Origin of the sequence: Methylobacterium sp. J-078, assembly GCF_022829285.1 — a bacterium.
Lineage (GTDB): Bacteria > Pseudomonadota > Alphaproteobacteria > Rhizobiales > Beijerinckiaceae > Methylobacterium.
On record NZ_JAKSYI010000040.1, the window covers coordinates 1 to 19,620 of the forward strand.

Sequence of the window (19,620 nt, forward strand, 5' to 3'; positions counted from 1 at the left end):
CCTTGGCCGCACGAGGGTACTGGCGCGCGGCCTGGTCGCGCACCGACTGATCGATGCAGTCGAGCGGATTGCTGATCTTGGACACCGAGGGCGCCGCGGCCTGGGCCGCCGTGTGCACGGTGCCCCCCACGAGGGAGCCCGCTCCGCCGAGCGTGCTGGTCACCCCCGAGACCGCGCCGCCGATCAGCCCGCCGGGCGCCTCGACCCTGTCGCTGAGTGCAGGCGTCCGGTTCGTGGCCTCGGCCTTCTGCTTGGCCGCCGCCACGGTCTCGTCGTACTGCTTGCGGTAGTCCTGGATCTGCGCCTTTGCCTGGTCGACCGGGATGCCCTGGGCCTTGGCCAGCGCGTCGGCCGCGCGGGTCTCGGCCTGAGCCTTCTGGGCCGGGTCGCCGGTGATCCCGCCGATGGCGGTCTGTGCACGGCCTTTGACGTGGCGGGACGCGGCGCGGGACTGATCTCCGTCCATGTATCGGATCTCCTGTGTTCGAGGGGGAAGGCGGGGCTGCGAGACCCGGCGTGTCGCGGGGAGCGGCCGGGATTCGCGGATCAGGCGCGGCGGGCGGCGTAGCTGTCGGCCCGGGTCGTGTGGTTGGTGGCGCCCGAGCGGCTGCCCAGCAAACCCGCTAGCTCCCGCAGGCAGTACGACTAGACCGTGGCGACCGCCAAGCAGAGGGCCGAGGCAGGTGCGGTGGCGGCCAAGTCCGCCGCAACGCAGGGCGCCTTCTACGGCGCGCTCGCGCTGATCCTGGGCGCGCTGGCGGGTTTCCTGGGTGGCCGCTTCGGCGCCCACAAGCTCCACACCCTGGCCGACGGCTACGCCGCCCGCCGCGCCTGATCCGAGCGACCCGACCCGAGAGAACCGGCCGGTCCCCGCGACCGGCCGGCCTTCGATGGGCACGAAACCCCGAGGAGCCCCTGACCGATGCGGTTCGCGAAGCTCCTCCTGCGCCCGGAACTCGTCTTCCTGCTGCTGACGGTGCTCCTCGGCGCCGCGGCCGGCGCGGCCTACTGGGTCTCGCGGGCCACGGTGCTGACGGTGGCGGTGGCCCCGCGCGACGGCACGGAGCCGGCGCTGATCCAGGCCTACGCGGATGCCCTGGCCAAACGCCACAAGGAGATCCGCCTCAAGGTCCTGGCCTTCGACGACGTGCGCGACAGCGCCGCCGCCCTCCAGGACGGCCGGGCCGACCTCGCGGTGGTGCGCCCGGACGTCGACCTGCCCGACAACGGCCTGACCCTGGCGATCCTGCGCGACCAAGCCATGATCATCGCCTCGCCCGAGGCGTCCGGGCTGACCCGGTTTCCGAGCCTCGACCGCAAGCGCCTCGCCATCCTCGCCCATCGCGACGCGGATCAGGCCCTGATCCGGGCGATGGTCGAGCATTACGGCCTCACCCTCCTCGACCGGGAGCCCGAGGGTGCCGTGCCGCCGCGCCACGTCGTCCTCGTGGAGATGGCGGAAGCCGATCTCGCGGCGGCCTTCGCCACCAAGCGCATCGACGCCGTCGTCTCGGTAATCGCCCCGACGGCGCCGACCGCCCAGCGCATCGTCGGGATCGTCCAGGGGGTCAGCCGGAACCGGAAGGTCGCCTTCGTGGATGTCGAGAACGTCGACGCCATCATCGCGCGCATGCCCCGGCTCCAATCCGTGACGATGCCGGGCGAGACTTTCGGCGGAAGCCCCAAGGTGCCGGCCGAGGACGTCCACACCGTGGGGGCCTCCTACCGCCTGATGGCGCGCACCAGCCTCTCGCGCTCGGTGGCGGCGGACGTGACCCAGCACCTGTTCGAGATGCGCAGCGGGATGGCCAACACTACCCCCGCCGCCGACTACATGCAGGCTCCGACATACGAGAGCACCGCCGAGGCCACCAGCGCCCGGCTTCCCATCCACCCCGGCGCCGTCGACTTCTTCGAGCGCGAGCAGCAGGGCTTCATCGAGCGCTACGAGACCTGGATCTACCTCGTGGCCTTCCTGGGCGGCGGCATCGGCTCGGCCGTGGCCTGGGTCGGCCAGCGCCTGTCGCGCCTGCGCCGCGAGCGCGTCGAGGAGGCCACCGACCGTCTGCTGGCGATCCGCCAGGAGGCGCAGGACAGCACCGACGCGCCGCGCCTGGAACGGCTCGCCCGCGAGATCGACGATCTGGCCGGAGACATCGCCAAGCACGCCCTCGAACGCCCGACCGAGGCCCGGACCATGTCGGCGGCCGCCATCGCCATCGATGCGGCTCGCTCCACGGTCAAGAGAACCATCGCGGCCAGCCAGTATGCCGCCGAATCGAGCGATCTGGCCGGCCGCACCACGTCGACGCAAGACACCGCGGCGACCTGACGGCGAGACCCCGGACGAGAGCCCAGCCGGATTGCCCCCGGATCGGACGCGGCGCTCGTCAGGGCTCGTGCCGGTCCGTCCCCGGAGCCGCCCGCATCAGACCTTCGTAATAGCCCTCCAGGCCCAGCCCGTTCTGGGCCGAGAGCCGGTGAGCGGCCCGGTACAGGATCGCCCGCACGGCACCGACCCGCTCGGCCGTCGAGGCGGCCAGGATGGCGTCGATCTCGCCCGTGGTCTCTCGCAGGTGCCAGGCGGTGTTCTGCAGGACCGTGCCGCCGATCTCCGCCGCGCATTGCGAGAAGAAGCTCAGCACGGGCGCGATGATCCGGCGCGAGCGCGACAGCAGGATGAGGTCGACGGCGGCGCGCTGGTTCTCGGTGAGGGACATCCCCGCGCAGGAGGCCACCCGGTCGGGCCCGTAGCGCGTGACGAACCGCTCGACGACGCCGTCGTCCTCGGTGCAGACGACGATGCCGCCCGCATCGGGGCCGGCTGCGTCGATCGCTTCGAAATACGCCTGCAGGGGCGTGTAGCGCTGCAGGATCTGGGTCATGCCGTCGCTGGCGAGGTCGGCGAGGTCGTAGGCGAAGAGCATCTCGAGGATGTCGCCCCGTCGGACATGGACCGACAGGCACCGGCCGAGCCGGAAGCGCCCGTCGATCTCCGCGATGGCCGCGGCGACGGCCGGACTCCAGTTGATCGTGGCGGCGATGCGGGACACGCCCGCCTTCAGCGCCGGGTCCCGCTCCATGAAGTCGAACAGCGGACCCGGGAAGTCGTAGTTGACGCCCCGGCCCATCATGGCGATCTGCGCGACCTCGCCGCGCGACAGGCCGGAGAGCTCGTCCCGGTTGTAGTACAGGCTGAAGAGCTCGGTGCTGACGACCTCCTCGTGGGGGACGATCACCCCATGCGCGCCGTCCGCCGCGTCGCGGAAGAGGTGCAGGCTGGCGAAGATCTCGGGCAGGTGCCGGGGGTGCATCAGGGGCGTGTCGCGCACCAGGAAGGGCCAGCCCAGGGGGGTCCAGACCACGCCCATCGGAACGCCGACCTGCTCCGACAGCATCCGCGCGTAGATCGCCGACAGGATGCGGGTTCCGAGGCCGTCGCTACGCTGAGAATAGATCATCGTCCCATCGGTTTCGCGCGGAATATCGCCGGGGAATGCCGCCGCGGACGGCGACAGATGGCACCTCGGACACGGGCAGGCTAGTCCGGCAGGAGCGGGGCGCAGACGGATTGGCGGAACCCCGGCAGCGGCACCACCGCGACGGCGACGCCGTAGATCCGGGCGAGACTCTCCGGCGTGATCGTCGCGGCCGGATCGCCGAGCGCCAGGAGGCGGCCCTCGTGCAGGAGCGCCACCCGGTCGGCGCAGAAGAAGGCGTGGTCCGGGTCGTGCGTCGAGAGGATGACCGCGATGCCCAGCCGCGACAGGCGCCGGACCTGGGCCAGCACGCGGGTCTGGTTGCCGAAATCGAGGCTGGCGGTGGGCTCGTCCATGACGAGGAGCCCGGGCTCGCCGGCCAGCGCCCGGGCGATCAGAACCATCTGGCGCTCGCCGCCGCTGATCTCCGTATAGGTGCGCTCCGCCAGGTGGGCGATCTCCAGGCTCGCCAGCGCCCGGGCGGCGACCGCGCGGTCCGCCGGACCGGGACTCGCGAAGGGGCCGAGCCGGCTCGCACGCCCCATCAGGACGACGTCCGAGACCCGGAACGGGAAGGTTGCCCCCTGCGCCTGGGGCACGTAGCCGAGGCGCGCCGCCAACCGGCGGCGGGACCAGCGGGCGACGTCCTCGCCGTCGAGGCGGATCGTGCCGGCGAGCGGCGGCAGCAGGCCCAGCAGGGTCTTGAACAGGGTGGTCTTGCCGCCCCCGTTCGGGCCGAGGAGGCAGAGCACCTCGCCGGCCCGAACGGTGAGATCGAGGCCGGCGCCGACGCGGCGGCGGCCGTAGCCGAAGGCGAGACCCGAAACCTCGAGCATCAGGAGACATCCCGCATCAGGCCCAGCCCCGCTTGCCGCTGGCCAGCAGCCAGAGGAAGAAGGGCGCGCCGATGAGCGCGGTGAGGATGCCCAGCGGCACCTCGATGGGGGCGATGGTGCGGGCCACGAGATCGACGGCGAGGAGGTAGCCCGCCCCGAGGATCAGGGAGGCCGGCAGCAGGCGCCGGAAGTCCGGGCCCACGAGCAGGCGGGCCACGTGCGGCACCAGGAGGCCGATCCAGCCGATCACCCCCGTCACGGAGACGGCGGCGGCAGTGACCAGGGTCGCGGCCGCGATCAGGACCGGGCGCAGGACGCGGGTCTCGACGCCGAGCGCCCGGGCCTCCTCCTCGCCGAGACTCATCAGGTTCATGCGCCAGCGCAGGAGCATCAGGGGCACGAGGCCGAGGAGGATGGCCGGCAGGATGGCGGCGACATCCCCGAGGCTGGCCGAGGCGAGGCTGCCCAGCAGCCAGTAGGTGATGGCGGGAAGCTGGTTGTAGGGGTCGGCCAGCACCTTGAGGAGCGAGATGGCCGAGCCCAGCACCGCGCCGATGGCGACGCCGGCCAGGACGAGGGTCAGGACCGGATCGTGCCGGCGCACCGCCGCGCCCACGGCGTAGACGGCCGCCACCGCCCCGAGCCCGCCCGCGAAGGCGAGGCCCTGGATGGCCGCCACCGGCAGGGCGAGGAAGATGCCCAGCACCGCCCCGAGGCTGGCCCCCGCCGAGACGCCGAGGATGTCCGGCGAGACCAGGGGATTGCGGAACAGGCCCTGGTAGGTCGCCCCCGCCGCCGCGAGGCCCGCCCCCACCACCAGGGCGGCGAGGACACGGGGCAGGCGCACCTGCAGGACGACGATCTGCATCGCCGGCTCGGCCCGCATCGGCAAACCGAAGAGCTTTCCGGCGAGGATTCCGAACACGTCGCCGACGGGTACGGAGTAGCGCCCGGTGGCGAGCGCCAGCACGACCAGGGCGAGGAGTCCCAGAATCGGGAGCAGGACCGGAAGCACCAGCGTCGCAAGGCGCTCGCGGATGTGCGGAGGGGCCCCCGGCAGGGGCTCGGACGCCGGAACGGTCTCGCGCTCCGGCGTCACGGGGTCCGGCCGCCCGTCGCGCCCGACAGCAGCGTCTCGACCTGCCGGGCGTCGAGCTCCACATGGTAGAACCGCCGGTAGAAGTCCCGCGTCGCGTCGTCGAGCGCCTGCGGGAACAGATCCGGATAGAGCACGTGCGCGAGCCAGCGGATGCCGATCAGGCGGTTGGCACCGGGGGGCGCATCGAACCAGCCGAAGGGCAGGGCGGGGGCCTGGTGGACGCGCCCCGCGCGCACCGCCTCGAGGCCCGACCAGAGCGGATCGGCGGCGATCCCGGCGCGAAAGCCCGCATCCTGGGTGAGGATCACGTCCGGGTTCCAGGCCAGGACCTGCTCCGGCGAGACCGTGGCGAGCCCCCCGGGACCGGCGGCCGCCGCGACGTTGCGGGCGCCGACGACCTCCAGCAGCTCGACGTTGATCGAGCCGGCGAGCCCGGTTTCGAGCCCCTTCGGCCCACGGGCATAGTACACGCGCGGGCGCCGCGCTTCCGGCACCGTGGCGACCACCCGCGCCACGTCGGCCACGATGGCCTCGGCGGAGGCCGCGAGGTCGGCGGCGGCGGCTTGCGCGCCGATGAGCGCACCGAGTTGCCGATAGCTCTCGGCGGTGCGCGAGAAATGCCCGTCGAGGAGCACGTAGGGGATACCGGTCTGGGCCTGCACCCGGTCGGCGAGGGAGGCGTAGGTCGGGGCGGTGCTGCCGACATCGACGATGAGGTCGGGTTTCAGGGCGAGGACCGCCTCGACGTTGGCGGTCCCGCCGCGCCCGGTCAGGCGCCCCGTGGCGGGCAGGTCCCGGACGCCGGGGGCGAGGAAAGGCCTCTCCTCGGCGGTGGGACTGCGGATCCAGCCCAGCATCCGGTCGGGTGCGAGGGTGTAGAGCAGCACGGAGGCCGGCGGGCCGGCGGCCAGGATGCGCAGCGGGCGGTCGGGCACCTCCACCACCCGCCCGGCCGCATCCGTGAAGGGCCGCGCCCAGGCCGGCGCGGCGGCACTCCCGATCACGAGGACGATTCCCGCGAGGACCGAACGTCGGGCGAGGCTGGGCCGCGCGCGAGCGGGCAGGCAGGTGGGCGGGCGCATGCGGTCTTCCGGGAGGTGCTGTCCAGGCGGAGATATCTAGGCGGCTTCCCCCCGGCCAGCCATCTCCGAGCCGAAGGTCGGCGGCGGTTTGTCCCGAATGCGCGCGAAATCCGGCCCGCCGCTCACGCCGCGTCGGCCAGCGGGAGGAGGGCCGCGTCGCCCCGGGGCTCGGCCGCCGGCTCGGCGGCAACCGGCGGGCGGTCCGCCCCGAGTTGGGCGATGAGGTCGGCCAGGTGCTCGGACAGGCCGTTCGACATATCCGAGAGGTCGGAGAGGCCGTAGGCGAGGTCGAGGGCGGGCATGATGCTGCGCAGGAGGGTCGGGGGGGCCCGCAGGGGGAGCGGGGGCGGCGCCTCCTGCCCGGCGACCGGCCACAGGAGCGTTGCGAAGGTGTCTGGCGCGGGGGCGAGCATGGGGTCCGTGCGGGTCCGGGGCACGCCTTCGGGGAGGGCGGCGGCCGGTCCGGTGCGCCCGCCCCCGCGAAGGCCGCCCAAGCTGCGCCGTATCACTTGAACCGGAGGTGAAGCGGCCTCGATCCGGACGTTCAGCGTGCGGGATTCCTGTGCTTCAGCCTTCCAGCGCCATCAGGCTCGCATTCCCGCCGGCGGCGGCGGTGTTGATGGAGACCGAGCGCTCGGCCAGGAGCCCGAGGGGGTCGTAGTCCCGGCCCGCCGGCAGGGCCTCGACCTCCAGGGACTGGAGCGCCACGATCGGTCCCGCCCGCGCGGCGAGGCGGCGGGCGAGGGCCGCGCATTCCGCCCGGTCGCCGGCGTGCAGCACCGCCCGCAGGTCCGGAATGTCGTCGAGGTCGGCGGAGAACCCGATCGCGGCGGCGGCCCCGGCCGGCAGGCCGCGCAGGTGCCCGGCCGCCTGCGGACCGATCGCGACGGCCCGGTTGCCGGTGGCGAGGATCAGCCCGACCTGGAGACGGAGCGCGAGGGGCGAAGACGCCACGGCGGCGGCGAGGCCCCGCGGGCGCAGGGCGTAGAGGTTGCGCTCCCCCACCGGGCCCGGCAGTTCCACCTCGGTTCCGGGCCCCACATGCGCGCAGAGGCCCGCGATCCGGGCGGCGAGATCGGCCTGACCTGCCTCCCTCAGCCAGTCCGCATAGGCCCGGGCGGCCGGGATCTCGGGGGCGGCCGCCCCGAACTCGACCGGCGGCGGGTCGGCCAGCAGGCGACGCAGGGCGAGGGGGCCGCCCGCCTTCGGCCCCGTGCCGGAGAGGCCGGTACCGCCGAAGGGCTGCACGCCCACCACCGCCCCGATGATGTTGCGGTTGACGTAAAGGTTGCCCGCCTCGATCCGGTCGAGGACGCGCGTCATCGTCTCGGTGATCCGGGTGTGCAGGCCGAAGGTCAGCCCGTACCCGGTGGCGTTGATGCGCGCGATCAGGCGATCGAGATCCGCGCGGGGATAGCGCAGCACGTGCAGGACCGGGCCGAACACCTCCCGCTCCACGTCGGCGACGTCCGCGATGGCGATCAGCGTCGGGGCCACGAAACTGCCCCGGTCGGCCTCGGGCGGCAGCGGTGCCTGGACGACCCGGTGGCCGCGCGCTCGCATGGCCTCGACATGGGCGCGGATGCCGCGCTGCGCCTCGGCGCCGATGACCGGGCCGACATCCACCGAGAGGCGCCGGGGGTCGCCGATCTCGAGTTCCCGCAGCGCCCCCTCCAGGAGGGTGAGGATGCGGTCCGCCCCCTCCTCCTGCAGGCAGAGGATGCGCAGGGCCGAGCAGCGCTGCCCGGCCGAATCGAAGGCGGAGGCGACGACGTCGGCCACCACCTGCTCGGGCAGTGCGGAGGAATCCGCCACCAGGGCGTTCTGGCCCCCGGTCTCGGCCACCAGCGGCACCGGTCGCCCGTCCGTCGTCAGGCGCTCGGACAGGGTCCGGTGGATGGCCCGCGCCACCGCCGTGGAGCCGGTGAAGAGCACGCCCTGCACGCGCGCGTCGGCCACCAGCGCCGCGCCGACCGCGCCCGCCCCGGGCACGAGGCGCAGGGCGTCGGCGGGGATGCCCGCCGCGTGCAGGAGGCGGACCGCCTCGGCGGCGATCAGCGGCGTCTCCTCGGCGGGCTTGGCCAGCACCGCGTTGCCGGCCGCGAGGGCGGCGGCGACCTGCCCGGTGAAGATCGCGAGGGGGAAGTTCCAGGGCGAGATGCAGACGACCGGCCCGAGGGGGCGCGGCGTGCCCGCCCCCGCCAGGCGCTCGCCCTCGGCCGCGTAGTAGCGCAGGAAATCGACGGCCTCCCGCACCTCCGCCACGGCGTCGGGCAGAATCCGGCCGGCCTCGCGCACGATGAGCCCGATCAGGACCGGCATCCGCGCCTCGAAGGCGTCCGCCGCGCCCCGCAGCGCCTCCGCGCGGATGGAGGCCGGCGTGGCGGCCCAGGTCCGAGCGCCGTCGCAGACGGCGCCGAGGGCGGCGGCGATGTCGGCGGGCTCGGCGACGCGGACATGGCCGACCACGTCGTCCCGGTCGGCCGGGTTACGGACGGGCTCCACGGCCGCCTCGGGCGGATGCCCGGACGGGGTCGCCGTCCAGGTCAGGCCCGCGCTCGCCGAGAGGGATTCGCTCACGGCCGCGAGGACGGCCTCGTCGGAGAGGTCCAGCCCGGCGGCGTTGCGGCGCGCGGGCCCGAACAGGTCCGGCGGGCGGGCGATGCCCAGATGCGGCGCCCCCGGCGTCGCCATGGCGCGGACCACGGCCACGGGGTCGGCGATCAGGGCCTCCACCGGCACGGTCGCATCCGCGATGCGGTGGACGAAGGAGGCGTTGGCGCCGTTCTCGAGGAGCCGGCGCACGAGGTAGGCGAGCAGGGTCTCGTGGGTGCCCACCGGCGCGTAGATGCGGCAGGGCCGATCCAACCGGTCGGCGCCCACCACCGCCTCGTAGAGCGGCTCGCCCATCCCGTGCAGGCACTGGAACTCGTAGTCGCCGAGGCGGAAATCCGGTCCCGCCATTTCCAGGATGGCGGCCAGGGTCTGGGCGTTGTGGGTGGCGAATTGCGGGAACACCGCGTCGCGGGCCGCCAGCAGCTGGCGGGCGCAGGCGAGGTAGGAGACGTCCGTGTGCGCCTTGCGGGTGAAGACGGGGAAGTCCGCCAGACCCTCCACCTGGGCGCGCTTGATCTCGGTGTCCCAGTAGGCGCCCTTGACGAGGCGGACCATGAGGCGCCGCCCCGCGCGCCGGGCGAGGTCGACGAGCCAGTCGATCACGAAGGGGCAGCGCCGGCCATAGGCCTGAACCACGAAGCCGAGGCCGTCCCATCCCGAGAGGTCGCGGTCGAGGGCCAGGGACTCCAGGATGTCGAGGGAGAGGTCGAGGCGGTCGGCCTCCTCCGCATCGATGTTGAGACCGATGTCGTAGTGCCGGGCGAGGCGCGCCAGCGCCTTCACCCGGGGCAGGAGTTCGGCCAGCACCCGCCCGCGCTTGGCCCGGAGGTAGCGCGGGTGCAGGGCCGAGAGCTTGATGGAGATGCCCGGTCCCGCCTGGATTCCGCGCCCCCTCGCGGCCTCCCCGATGGCGTGGATCGCCTCCCGGTAGGCATCTTCGTAGCGCGCCGCGTCCGCGGCGGTGGCCGCCGCCTCGCCGAGCATGTCGTAGGAGTAGGTGAAGCCCCTGGCCTCCATCCGGCGCGCCCGGCCCAAGGCCTCCGCGATGGTCTGGCCGGTGACGAACTGCTCGCCCATCAGGCGCATGCCGAGATCCACGCCCCGGCGGATCAGCGGCTCGCCGCCCCGCCCGATCAGGCGCGTCAGCGCGGCGGCGAGCCCGGCCTCGCTGGTGGTCGCGGTGAGCCGGCCCGTCACGAGCAGCCCCCAGGTCGCCGCGTTGACGAAGGGCGAGGGGCTGTGGCCGAGATGCGCCTGCCAGTTCCCGGTCCCGATCTTGTCGCGGATGAGCGCGTCGCGGGTCGCCGCGTCGGGGATGCGCAGCAGCGCCTCGGCAAGGCACATCAGGGCGACGCCCTCCTGGCTCGAGAGGTCGTATTCGCGGATCAGTCCCTCGACGCCCCCGCGCCGCGCGCTGCCCCGCAGGGTCCCGACGAGGTGGCGGGCCGTCGCGGCGACCCGCGCCGCCGCCTCGGGGGACAGAGCGGCCCGCGCGAGGAGCGGCGCCAGGCATTCGGCCTCGGGGCGCCGGTGGGCCGCCACGATCGCGGCCCGCAGGGACGAGAGCGCCGGCGGATCGTCCCGGAAGGCCCACCCCGCATCGGCGTCGCCCCAGGAGGCGGGCGGGGGACTCGGCGCTGTCGGCATGGCGGGGTTCATGACGGGGCTCACTGTATCCGGCCCGAGTGTAGGCCCGGCGGCCCCGCGTTGATATCCCGCCGATGCGCGGGTCAGGCCGTCGTGACGGCCCCCGACGACCCGGGCGTCCCGCAGGCGGTGCAGTAGCGCTCGAAGGTGCTCTTGCGGTGGGTGCAGACGGGGCAGCGCGCGAACAGGCCGATGCCGCAATGCGGGCAGAAATTCGTTTCGGGGTTGGCCAGATCGATGGGACGCTCGCAGCCGGGGCAGGCCTTCTTGGCGAGGCGCAGCAGGGCCTGGTCGGTGGCGATCTCGGTCCGGCGCTCCGCGTCCGGGCGGGCCTCGTCCGCCTTCTGGCGCTCGTTGTAGGCCTGGAGGGCGTTGATCACCGCGCGCCCTCCCAGCAGCGTGATCACGATCCCCACTCCGTACTGCACGTAGCCGCCGTAGCTCGGCATGTAGGGCACGAGTTCGACGAAGAACGCGAAGGCCGCCGCGATGGCGAAGCCCCAGACGAAGGGCCAGTTGCGGCTGCGCCGCCGCGTCCGCAGCAGCCATCCGGCGAGCGCCAGCATCGGCAGGGTCAGGGCGAGGCGGTAGCCGAACACCCGCATCTCCTGCCCGCGCAGGGCCGCGTCGCGCTTGGCCTCGGCGGCCCCGCGCAGATCGGCCTCGATGCGCTCCTGCTCGGTCTCCCGCTCGGAGAGGTCGAGCCCGGTCTTGGCCAGGGCTTCCAGCCGCTCCTCGATGGCGCGCTCGGCCGCCTTGAGGGCGTCGAGGCGCTTCGTGCGCTCGATAAGGCCGGGATCCTGGTCGACGCGCTGCGTCGCGTCGCGGGTCTTGAGCCAGTTGGCGAAGGTCTCGCGGGCGCTCTCGGAGGCCGCGCGAGCGGCGTCCAGGGCCAGCTCCCCCTGCTCGGAGAGGCGCCGCAGGTCGGCGCGCTCGCGGCGGATCTGCTTGAGGGCGGCGGCCGTGGCACTCGCCTGGTCCTGCTCCAGGAACTGCTCGGTGGTGTAGCGCTGCTCGACCTGGGGCAGATCTCCGACCAGGAGCGACCCGAGGCCGATGAGGAAGACCGCGAAGGCGATCGCCACGAGCCAGAGAACGAGGTTGAACCACCGTTCCGACAATCGGGAGCCAGATCTCATCGTGCGGCCTCGTCCGGGTCGTGGCGATGCCGCGGCGTGCGGCATCCATCCCCGTCCAACCCTTCGCCGCGATGTGTGGAGCAGAATCACGCATTCGCGTAGCCCCAACGTGGGCGCTCCGAGGCGGCGCGGCCCGGCGGGTGTGCCCGAACACGCACGTCCGCTTGCGCTTATAGATTATGTTTATAATCTATAAGGACGACGGCGGCCGACGTGGCCGCCAACTAGGAGCCTTCCCGTGTCGAAATCCCAGCAGAAGACCGCCATCGTCACGGGAGCCTCCTCGGGCATCGGGCTGGCGACGGCCAGAGCCCTGAGCGATGCGGGCTACCGCGTGTTCGGCACGAGCCGGCGGGCGACGTCCCTGCCGGGCGTGGCGATCACGATGCTGACCTGCGACCTCACCGACGAGGCCTCCGTCGCGGCCCTGGTGGAGCGCGTGCGCGACGAGACCGGGCGGATCGACCTCCTCGTCAACAATGCGGGCTTCGGCATCAGCGGGGGCGCGGAGGAATCCTCGGTGGCACAGGCGAAGGACCTGTTCGACGTCAACCTGTTCGGCGTCATCCGGACGACCCGGGCCGTGCTGCCGGCGATGCGCGCGGCGGGGGGCGGGCGCATCGTCAACATCAGCTCCGTCCTCGGGCTGATGCCGGCGCCCTACATGGCGCTCTACGCGGCGAGCAAGCACGCGCTCGAGGGCTACTCGGAATCCCTCGACCACGAGGTCCGTGGCCAGGGCATCCGCATCGTCCTCGTCGAGCCGGCCTATACCCGCACGGCCTTCGATCAGAACCAGGTGGCGCCGGACGCGAAGCTCGACCTCTACGCCCAGGCGCGCGCCGACGCGGAGCGGACGCTGCGCACGGTCATGGCGACGGCCGACGCGCCGGAGGTGGTGGCCCGGATCGTGGTGGCGGCGGCCACCGCGACGGCACCGCGCCGGCGGTACACCGCCGGCAAGGTCGCCCGGCAGGTGAGCCTGCTGCGCCGCTTCGCGCCGGCGGCCCTGTTCGACAAGAGCCTGCGCAAGCAGATGGGGCTCGCCGGCTGACGGCGGTGCCGGACCTCCCCCGGTCTCAGGCCCCGGAGGTCTGGATCGCCCGGCGGGCGACCACGAGGGACAGGACCACGTTGAGGGCCGCGACGGCGAGCATCAGGTCCAGCAGAACGTCGAGCCCGAGCCAGGCACCGAGGTAGCCGCAGGCGAGGGGCGTCGCGGCCTGGCCCAGGAGCGGCATCCGGGCGAGGCGCCCCATCACGGCGGCGTAATCCCCCTGGCCGTAGAGGGCGAGCGGCAGGGTGCCGCGCACCACGGTGCGCATGCCGTTGCCCGCCCCGTACAGGACGATGCCGGCCCAGGCGAAGCTCGGGGCGAAGGCCAGGATGAGGATGCCTAGGCCGACGCTCCCGCTCGACACCAGCAGAGCCCAGACCGGATGCGCCCGCCGCCCGAACAGGAGTTCGAGGATGCGGGCGCCGACCTGCGAGGGGCCGATCAGGGTGCTCAGGGCGACGGCCGTGCCGGCCGCCACCCCCTTGGCCTGCAGGAGGAGGAGGAGCTGCACCGAGATCGCGGTCATGATCACCGCCGCGCTGGTGAAGGTGACGGCCAGGATGCGCTCGCCCGGCAGCGGCCCCCGGCCCGCCGGACTCACCAGGGGCGCGGCGCCCGTCTCGGGCGCCGCGACCTTCGCCACGGATCCCGCGGTGCCGGTCTGAGCGGGAAGCGCCCAGGCGAAGAGCGGAACCACCACGAAGGCCGCGAGCGCAGCGTAGACGAGGCAGGTGCCCCGCCAGCCGACCGTCTCGACGAGGAGGCTCGAGGCCGGCCAGCACAGGGTGATGGCGAAGCCCGAGGCGATCGCGATCTGTGTCATCGCCCCGCGCGCCGAACTCCCGTAGGCCTGCCCGATGGCGGCGAAGAGCGGGTCGTAGAGGGCGCCGGCCATGCCGATGCCGGTGACCACCCAGGCCCCCAGGAAGACGGGCAAGTTCGGCGCCAGCGCCATCAGAACCTGCCCGAGGGCGATGACCAGCGCGCCCGCCATCAGCACCGGGCGTCCGCCATGGCGCCGGATCTTCCGCCCGACCCAGGGCGAGAGCAGGCCCGAGACCAGGATCGCCAGGGACAGGGCCCCCACCACCACGCCCAGCGGCCAGCCGGTCGAGCGCACGATCGATTCGGCGAGCACGGCCATCAAGAAGAACGAGCCGCCCCACAGGAGGATCTGGGTGATGCCGAGCGCCGCGTTGCCCGCCAGGGTCGGGGCACTCGGCGGCGGGCGGGCCGGGGACGGGTCTGGCACGGTTCGGGTCTCCTGGGCACCCGCGACCGGGTCCGGACCCTGCGTGTTTGCCCCCGTTCGGGCGAGGGCGAAACCCGGTCCGGCCGGATGACCGCCCCATCCCCCGGAACCTGTCAGGGATGCGGCAGGGCGCCTTGGGGCAGTGGCGCCTCGTCGGTCGCACCGACGAGGCGCCCGAAGACCCGGCCGAGGACCGCGCCGAGGCTGTCCATCAGCAGGAACACCGCCGGCACGAAGACCAGCGAGAGCAGGGTCGAGACGATGAGGCCGCCGATCACCGCCACCGCCATCGGCGCGCGGAACTCGCCGCCGATGCCGAGCGCCATGGCCGAGGGCACCATGCCGGCCGCCATCGCGATGGTGGTCATCACGATGGGCCGGGCGCGCTTGCGGCCCGCATCCACGATGGCGGTGACCCGGTCGACGCCGCGCGCCATCTGCTCGACGGCGAAGTCGACGAGCATGATGGCGTTCTTCGTCACCAGCCCCATCAGCATCAGGATGCCGATCACCACCGGCATCGAGATCGGCATGTTTAGGATCAGGAGGCCGAGGATCGCGCCGCCGATGGAGAGCGGCAGCGAGAACAGGATGGTCAGCGGCTGCAGGAACGAGCCGAACAGCAGCACCAGCACGGCGTAGACCATCATGATCCCGGCCCCCATCGCCATGAGGAAGCCCGAGAACACCTCGGCCATGATCTCGGCGTCGCCCGTCTGCCGGATGGTGACGCCCGGCGGCAGGTTTTTCGCGGTCGGGGTTTGGAGCGCTTGGGCGATGAGGGAGCCGAGCGCGTCCGAGCCCTCCATGTTGGCCTCCACGGCCACGCGCACCACGCGGTCGTAGCGCTCGATGGCGCCAGGGCCCTGGTCGAGCTCGATGTCGGCCACCGCCGCCAGCGGCACGGCAGCGCCGTTCTTGGCCGGCACCTTGAGGTTCTCGAGGCGCGAGACCGCACCGCGCGCGCTCTCGGGCAGCTGCACCCGGATCGGGATCTGGCGGTCGGGCGCGTTGAACTTCGCCAGATTCAGGCCGATGTCGCCGATGGTGCCGACCCGTACGGTCTCCGCGATGGCGTCGGTGGAGACGCCGAGATCGGCGGCAGCACCCGCCTTCGGCCGGATGCGCACCTCCGTGCGGTTGAGGGGGGCCGTCGACATCACCGAGACGAGGTGGGGGATCGCCGCCATGTCGCGCTGGAGGCGAGCGGCGACCTCCGTGACGACGTCGACGTCGGGGCCGCCGACCACGAGGGCGAGGTCGCGCTGGCCGCCGTCGCGCAGGGTCCAGGAGCGGATGTCGGGCTCCTGGGCGAGCAGGCCGGCGATCTCGGTCTCGATGGCGGCCTGTTTGCGGGCGCGCTGGTTCTTCGGCGTCAGGTTGACGATGAGGGTGGCGAGGCGCGTCTCCCGCTTGCCGCCGGCCTGGCGGCCGCCGTCGACGAAGACGGAGACCACCTCCGGCAGGGCCCGGATGCGGGCCACCACCCGGTCGGAGACCGCCACCGTGTCGGGCAGCCGGGCGCCGGGGGCGAGTTCGACCATGAACAGCGTGCGGGCGTTGTCCTGCTTCGGCACGAAGCCTGAGGGCAGCAGCCCCGTGGAGGCGAGCGAGCCGGCGAACAGCGCGAGGCCGACGATCAGCGTGACGAAGCGGTGGCGCACCGACCAGCCGACGAGGCGGCCGTAGGCGCGCATCACCGGACCCTCCTTCGCCTCGGCATGGCCGTGGTCGCGCAGGAAGTAGGCGGCCAGCATCGGGGTGATCAGGCGCGCGACCAGGAGCGACATGAACACCGAGACCGCGATGGTGAGGCCGAACTGCATGAAGTAGCGGCCCGCGATGCCCCCCATGAACGAGACCGGCGCGAACACCGCGATCAGGGTCGCGGTAATGGCGATGACGGCGAGCCCGATCTCGTCGGCGCCCTCGATGGCCGCGCGGTAGGGCGATTTGCCGAGCCGCATGTGCCGGACGATGTTCTCGATCTCCACGATGGCGTCGTCGACGAGGATGCCGGTGACCAGCGTGATGGCGAGCAGGCTGATCCCGTTGAGGGTGAAGCCCATGGCGTCCATCGCCCAGAAGGTGGGGAAGACGGAGAGCGGCAGGGCGACGGCGGCGATCAGCGTCGCGCGCCAGTCGCGCAGGAACAGGAACACCACCAGAACGGCCAGAGCCGCCCCCTCGATCAGGGTGTGCATGGCCGAATCGTAGGAGCCGATCGTGGCCGAGACCGAGGAATCGATGGTCTCGAACTGGATGTCGGGATAGGCGGTCTTGAACTCGGTGATCTTCCGCTCGATGCCCGCCGCCACCGCGGCGTCGCTGGCGCCCGAGCCGCGCGAGACCGCGAAGGCCACCACCGGCTCGCCGTTGAAGCGCGCGAAGGTGCGGGGCTCCTCGATGGAATCCTCCAGCGTGGCCAGTTCGTCGAGGCGAACCTTGCGGCCCCCGGGGAGCACGATGGAGGTGGCCTTGAGGTCGCGTAAGGAACGCGAGGCGGCCAGCGTCCGGATCGACTGCTCGCGCCCGCCGACCTCGCCGCGCCCGCCCGCCATGTCGGCGGAGGTCAGGCGCAGCTGCCGGTTCACGTCGGCCGCCGTGATGCCGAGCGCCAGCAGGCGGTCGGGCAGCAGGGTGACGCGCATCTCGCGGGCGACGCCGCCCACGCGCTCGACGCCGCCCACGCCCTTCACGCCCTGGAGTGCGCGGGCGACCTTGTCCTCCACGAACCAGGACAGCTCGGCCGGATTCATGCCGGGCGACCGCACGCCGTAGATCAGGATGGGCAGGCCGGTGATCTCGACGCGCTGGATCACCGGCTCGTCGATGGTGCGGGGCAGGTTGATGCGGATCTTCGAGACCGCGTCCTTGACGTCGTTGACGGCCCGGTCGGTGTTCACCTCCAGGCGGAACTCCACCGTGGTGACGGAGGACCCTTCCGTGATCGCCGAGGTGATGTGCTTGACCCCGCGCACGCCGGCGATGGAATCCTCGACCCACTTCGTCACCTGGGTCTGGAGTTCGGCGGGGGCCGAGCCCGACTGCGTGATCGTCACCGAGACGATGGGCACGTCGACGTTCGGCATCCGCGTCACCGCGAGGCCGCGGAAGCTGACGAGGCCGAGCACGATCAGCACCAGGAACAGCACGAGGGGGGCGATGGGATTGCGGATCGCCCAGGCGGAGATGTTCAGGCGCATGGGGCGACCCGTTCCAGTTCGCGTGTCAGGATGCGGCGCGGCGCCCGATCAGGGCGTGCCGGCCTCGGCGGTCTCGCGCGGGGAGGGGCCGGCGGCCACCGCCGGCGCCTGTACGGCCAGGGCCACCGGGCGGACCCGGTCGCCGTCGCGCAGGAAGCTGCCGGCCCGGGCGACCACGCGCTCGCCGTCGGCGAGTCCGGCGCGGATCTCGATGTCGTCGTCGTCGGACAGGCCGGTGCGGACCTCGCGGGCCTCGACCACGTCGTCGGCGACGACGAGGACGGAGCTGCGCTTGGCCCCGCCGTAGAGCACGGAGGCCTGCGGCACCGTCACGCCGCGGGTGCGGGCGAGCTCGACGGCGCCCCGCGCGAAGGTGCCGATGCGCAGGCGCGGATCCGGCTCCAGGCGGATGCGGACCTTGCCGAGGCGGGTCGCGCGGTCGACCTCCGGGTAGACGGTGCGCACGCTGCCGGGCAGGCGGACCCCGTCGCCGAGGTCGATCCAGGCCGGGGCGTTGTCGCGCAGCTGCGGCAGCTTGGTCTCGATGACCTCGCCCTCGAGCTCGATCTCGCCGCGCGCGATCAGGCGGAACAGCGGCTCGGCCGTGGCGGAGGCGGCCAAGCCCACGCGGGCGGTGCGGCGGCTGACGATGCCGGCCTCCGGCGCGCGGATCTCGGTGCGGGCCAGACGCAGGTTGAGTTCGTCGAGCACGGCCCGCGCCTGGGCGAGGTCGGCCCGCGCGATGCGCAGGCCGTTGCGGGCGAAGGCGAGCTTGCCCTCGGCCTGGCGCAGGGTCGCGGTGCGGCCCTCCATCACGGCCGCCGTGGCGTTGCCGGTCCTGAGGAGCTGCTGGGCCCGCTCGAAGGCGAGACGCGCCTCGGTCTCGGCGGCCTCCGCCTGCTCGATGCTGCTCTGGGCCTGCGGCACGGCAGCCTCGGCCTTCTCGACGAGGGCCGCCTGCTGGGCGAGCTGGCGGTCGATGAGGTCGCGCGAGAGGCGGGCGAGCACCTGGCCGCGGGCCACCCGTGCGCCTTCCTCGACCAGCACCTCGGTGACCCGGTAGCCCTCGATCTCGGGCGTCACCAGGATCTCGTCGCGCGGGACCAGGGTGCCGGTGACCACCACCGACTCGACGATCTCCCGCCGCGTGGCATCGACCACGCTGATCGTCGGCACGAGATCGGCTTTCGCCGGCGCCGGGGCGGGGCTCGCCAGCACCGGCGGGGCCGCCAGCCCGAGGGCGAGGGCCAGCAGGGCCGTGCCGAGGACGAAGCGCGGATCGGTCATCGATGGGACTCCGGGGCGGCCTCGGGGATGGCGGGAAGCCGGCCGTCGAGCCCGGCTTCGATGAGGGCGCGGATCTGCGCGACGGCGCCGGCCATGTCGAAATCCGGCAGGATCGCCCGGCTTGCGACGACCCCGGTCATCTGGGGCGCCAGCAGGGCGTAGAGGGCTGCGGGATCGCAGGCGGGCGACGTGGCGAGCGCCGCGAACGTATCCTCGAACCAGGTCCGGGTTTCCGTTTCCGAAGCCTCGGTCAGATCCGCGATGGCCGGATTGCGGGTTCCTTCCGACCAGATTTCCAGGCGCAGGATCGCCTCGTCCCGGGTGAGGGTGCCGAAATACTGCTCCAGGACCCCGAACAGCGCGCTGCGCCGGTCGCCCTCGCGCTGCAATTGCGTGACGAGGAGGGCGCCCCCCTCGCGCTCGCGCTGCACGAGGCCCATCACCAGGGCCTCCTTGGAGCGGAAGTAGTGGTAGAAGTTGCCCGCCGTCATGCCGGCCTCGCGGGCGAGGTCCTGCATCGTTGTCCGGTGGAACCCGTGGCGCACGAAACAGGCGCTGGCAGCGTCGAGGATCTGTTCCCGGCGCGTGGCCTGGCCGGCGCGGGCGTCGATGAGGCTGCCGACCGGCGAAGCCATCGTCAGGAGACCTTTCCATCCGATGCCGGGGCGACCACCCGGCAGGCGGCGATCGCGGCGTCCGCGTCGGCGCAGAGGCGGGCCTGCCAGCCCACCGAACCGTTGCCGGTCCAAGCGATCAGGGCGGCCCAGCCGAGGACCAGCACGGCTCCGAGCAGCAGGTGATCCGGCGCGAAGAGCGCGCGAACCTTCCCGACCAAAGCCTGAGACCGGACATCCTCGTGGGTGCGCTGCATGGCATCCTCCAACCGACCTCATCATCGTATTGAACGTTCATTCACTGGT

15 protein-coding genes and 1 pseudogene are annotated in these 19,620 nt (G+C 73.0%); 3 read left to right on the forward strand and 13 right to left on the reverse strand.

Annotated elements, in window-relative coordinates; genetic code table 11:
- Nucleotides 1-466, reverse strand: a pseudogene (locus MKK58_RS27090) (hypothetical protein); the annotation flags it as partial.
- Nucleotides 467-652: 186 nt separating this feature from the next.
- On the opposite strand from MKK58_RS27090, the gene MKK58_RS03955 reads away from it, so the two are divergent.
- Both MKK58_RS03955 and MKK58_RS03960 read left to right on the forward strand, forming a co-directional pair.
- On the forward strand, nucleotides 653-835 hold the full coding sequence (locus tag MKK58_RS03955; RefSeq protein WP_243910865.1) for a hypothetical protein: 183 nt from the start codon (nucleotides 653-655) through the stop codon (nucleotides 833-835).
- An 87-nt stretch (nucleotides 836-922) separates the two neighbouring features.
- Nucleotides 923-2,332 (forward strand): TAXI family TRAP transporter solute-binding subunit, encoded by a 1,410-nt coding sequence (locus MKK58_RS03960; protein ID WP_243910866.1) that lies wholly within the window; start codon nucleotides 923-925, stop codon nucleotides 2,330-2,332.
- A 58-nt stretch (nucleotides 2,333-2,390) separates the two neighbouring features.
- Here the strand turns inward: MKK58_RS03960 and MKK58_RS03965 are convergent, their stop codons facing one another.
- The 7 genes from MKK58_RS03965 to MKK58_RS03995 form a co-directional block, all read right to left on the reverse strand.
- The gene (locus MKK58_RS03965; protein WP_243910867.1) at nucleotides 2,391-3,461 is read right to left on the reverse strand and encodes a hypothetical protein; all 1,071 of its coding nucleotides are present in this window, start codon (nucleotides 3,459-3,461) and stop codon (nucleotides 2,391-2,393) included.
- An 80-nt stretch (nucleotides 3,462-3,541) separates the two neighbouring features.
- Entirely contained in the window at nucleotides 3,542-4,318 is a 777-nt protein-coding gene (locus tag MKK58_RS03970) for an ABC transporter ATP-binding protein (protein ID WP_243910931.1), read from the reverse strand.
- A gap of 13 nt (nucleotides 4,319-4,331) precedes the next feature.
- The gene (locus MKK58_RS03975) at nucleotides 4,332-5,375 is read right to left on the reverse strand and encodes a FecCD family ABC transporter permease (protein WP_409565183.1); all 1,044 of its coding nucleotides are present in this window, start codon (nucleotides 5,373-5,375) and stop codon (nucleotides 4,332-4,334) included.
- 35 nt (nucleotides 5,376-5,410) lie between these two features.
- Nucleotides 5,411-6,496: an iron ABC transporter substrate-binding protein gene (locus tag MKK58_RS03980; protein ID WP_243910868.1), complete on the reverse strand. Its 1,086-nt coding sequence runs from the start codon at nucleotides 6,494-6,496 to the stop codon at nucleotides 5,411-5,413.
- 122 nt (nucleotides 6,497-6,618) lie between these two features.
- Entirely contained in the window at nucleotides 6,619-6,990 is a 372-nt protein-coding gene (locus tag MKK58_RS03985; RefSeq protein WP_243910869.1) for a hypothetical protein, read from the reverse strand.
- 73 nt (nucleotides 6,991-7,063) lie between these two features.
- The gene (gene putA / locus MKK58_RS03990; protein ID WP_243910870.1) at nucleotides 7,064-10,759 is read right to left on the reverse strand and encodes a trifunctional transcriptional regulator/proline dehydrogenase/L-glutamate gamma-semialdehyde dehydrogenase; all 3,696 of its coding nucleotides are present in this window, start codon (nucleotides 10,757-10,759) and stop codon (nucleotides 7,064-7,066) included.
- Nucleotides 10,760-10,842: 83 nt separating this feature from the next.
- Complete coding sequence (locus MKK58_RS03995) at nucleotides 10,843-11,898, reverse strand: zinc ribbon domain-containing protein (protein WP_243910871.1); 1,056 nt, start codon at nucleotides 11,896-11,898, stop codon at nucleotides 10,843-10,845.
- Between the two features lie 238 nt (nucleotides 11,899-12,136).
- Here MKK58_RS03995 and MKK58_RS04000 point away from each other — a divergent pair, with 238 nt between their 5' ends.
- Complete coding sequence (locus tag MKK58_RS04000; protein ID WP_243910872.1) at nucleotides 12,137-12,952, forward strand: oxidoreductase; 816 nt, start codon at nucleotides 12,137-12,139, stop codon at nucleotides 12,950-12,952.
- 25 nt (nucleotides 12,953-12,977) lie between these two features.
- Here MKK58_RS04000 and MKK58_RS04005 read toward each other — a convergent pair whose 3' ends face one another.
- The 5 genes from MKK58_RS04005 to MKK58_RS04025 all read right to left on the reverse strand — a co-directional run bounded on the left by MKK58_RS04005 (nucleotide 12,978) and on the right by MKK58_RS04025 (nucleotide 19,571).
- Nucleotides 12,978-14,207 carry an MFS transporter gene (locus tag MKK58_RS04005; RefSeq protein ID WP_243910873.1) on the reverse strand — a complete coding sequence of 410 codons (1,230 nt, stop codon included), beginning with the start codon at nucleotides 14,205-14,207 and terminating at the stop codon, nucleotides 12,978-12,980.
- A gap of 113 nt (nucleotides 14,208-14,320) precedes the next feature.
- On the reverse strand, nucleotides 14,321-17,413 hold the full coding sequence (locus tag MKK58_RS04010; protein WP_243910874.1) for an efflux RND transporter permease subunit: 3,093 nt from the start codon (nucleotides 17,411-17,413) through the stop codon (nucleotides 14,321-14,323).
- Nucleotides 17,414-17,461: 48 nt separating this feature from the next.
- A complete protein-coding gene (locus tag MKK58_RS04015; protein ID WP_243910875.1) occupies nucleotides 17,462-18,700 on the reverse strand; it encodes an efflux RND transporter periplasmic adaptor subunit in 1,239 nt (412 codons plus the stop codon).
- Nucleotides 18,697-19,335, reverse strand: coding sequence for a TetR/AcrR family transcriptional regulator (locus tag MKK58_RS04020; RefSeq protein WP_243910876.1), 639 nt, complete (start codon nucleotides 19,333-19,335; stop codon nucleotides 18,697-18,699). The genes MKK58_RS04015 and MKK58_RS04020 overlap by 4 nt, the downstream gene beginning before the upstream one ends.
- Nucleotides 19,336-19,337: 2 nt before the next feature.
- Complete coding sequence (locus MKK58_RS04025; protein ID WP_243910877.1) at nucleotides 19,338-19,571, reverse strand: hypothetical protein; 234 nt, start codon at nucleotides 19,569-19,571, stop codon at nucleotides 19,338-19,340.
- Nucleotides 19,572-19,620 lie beyond the last annotated feature (49 nt).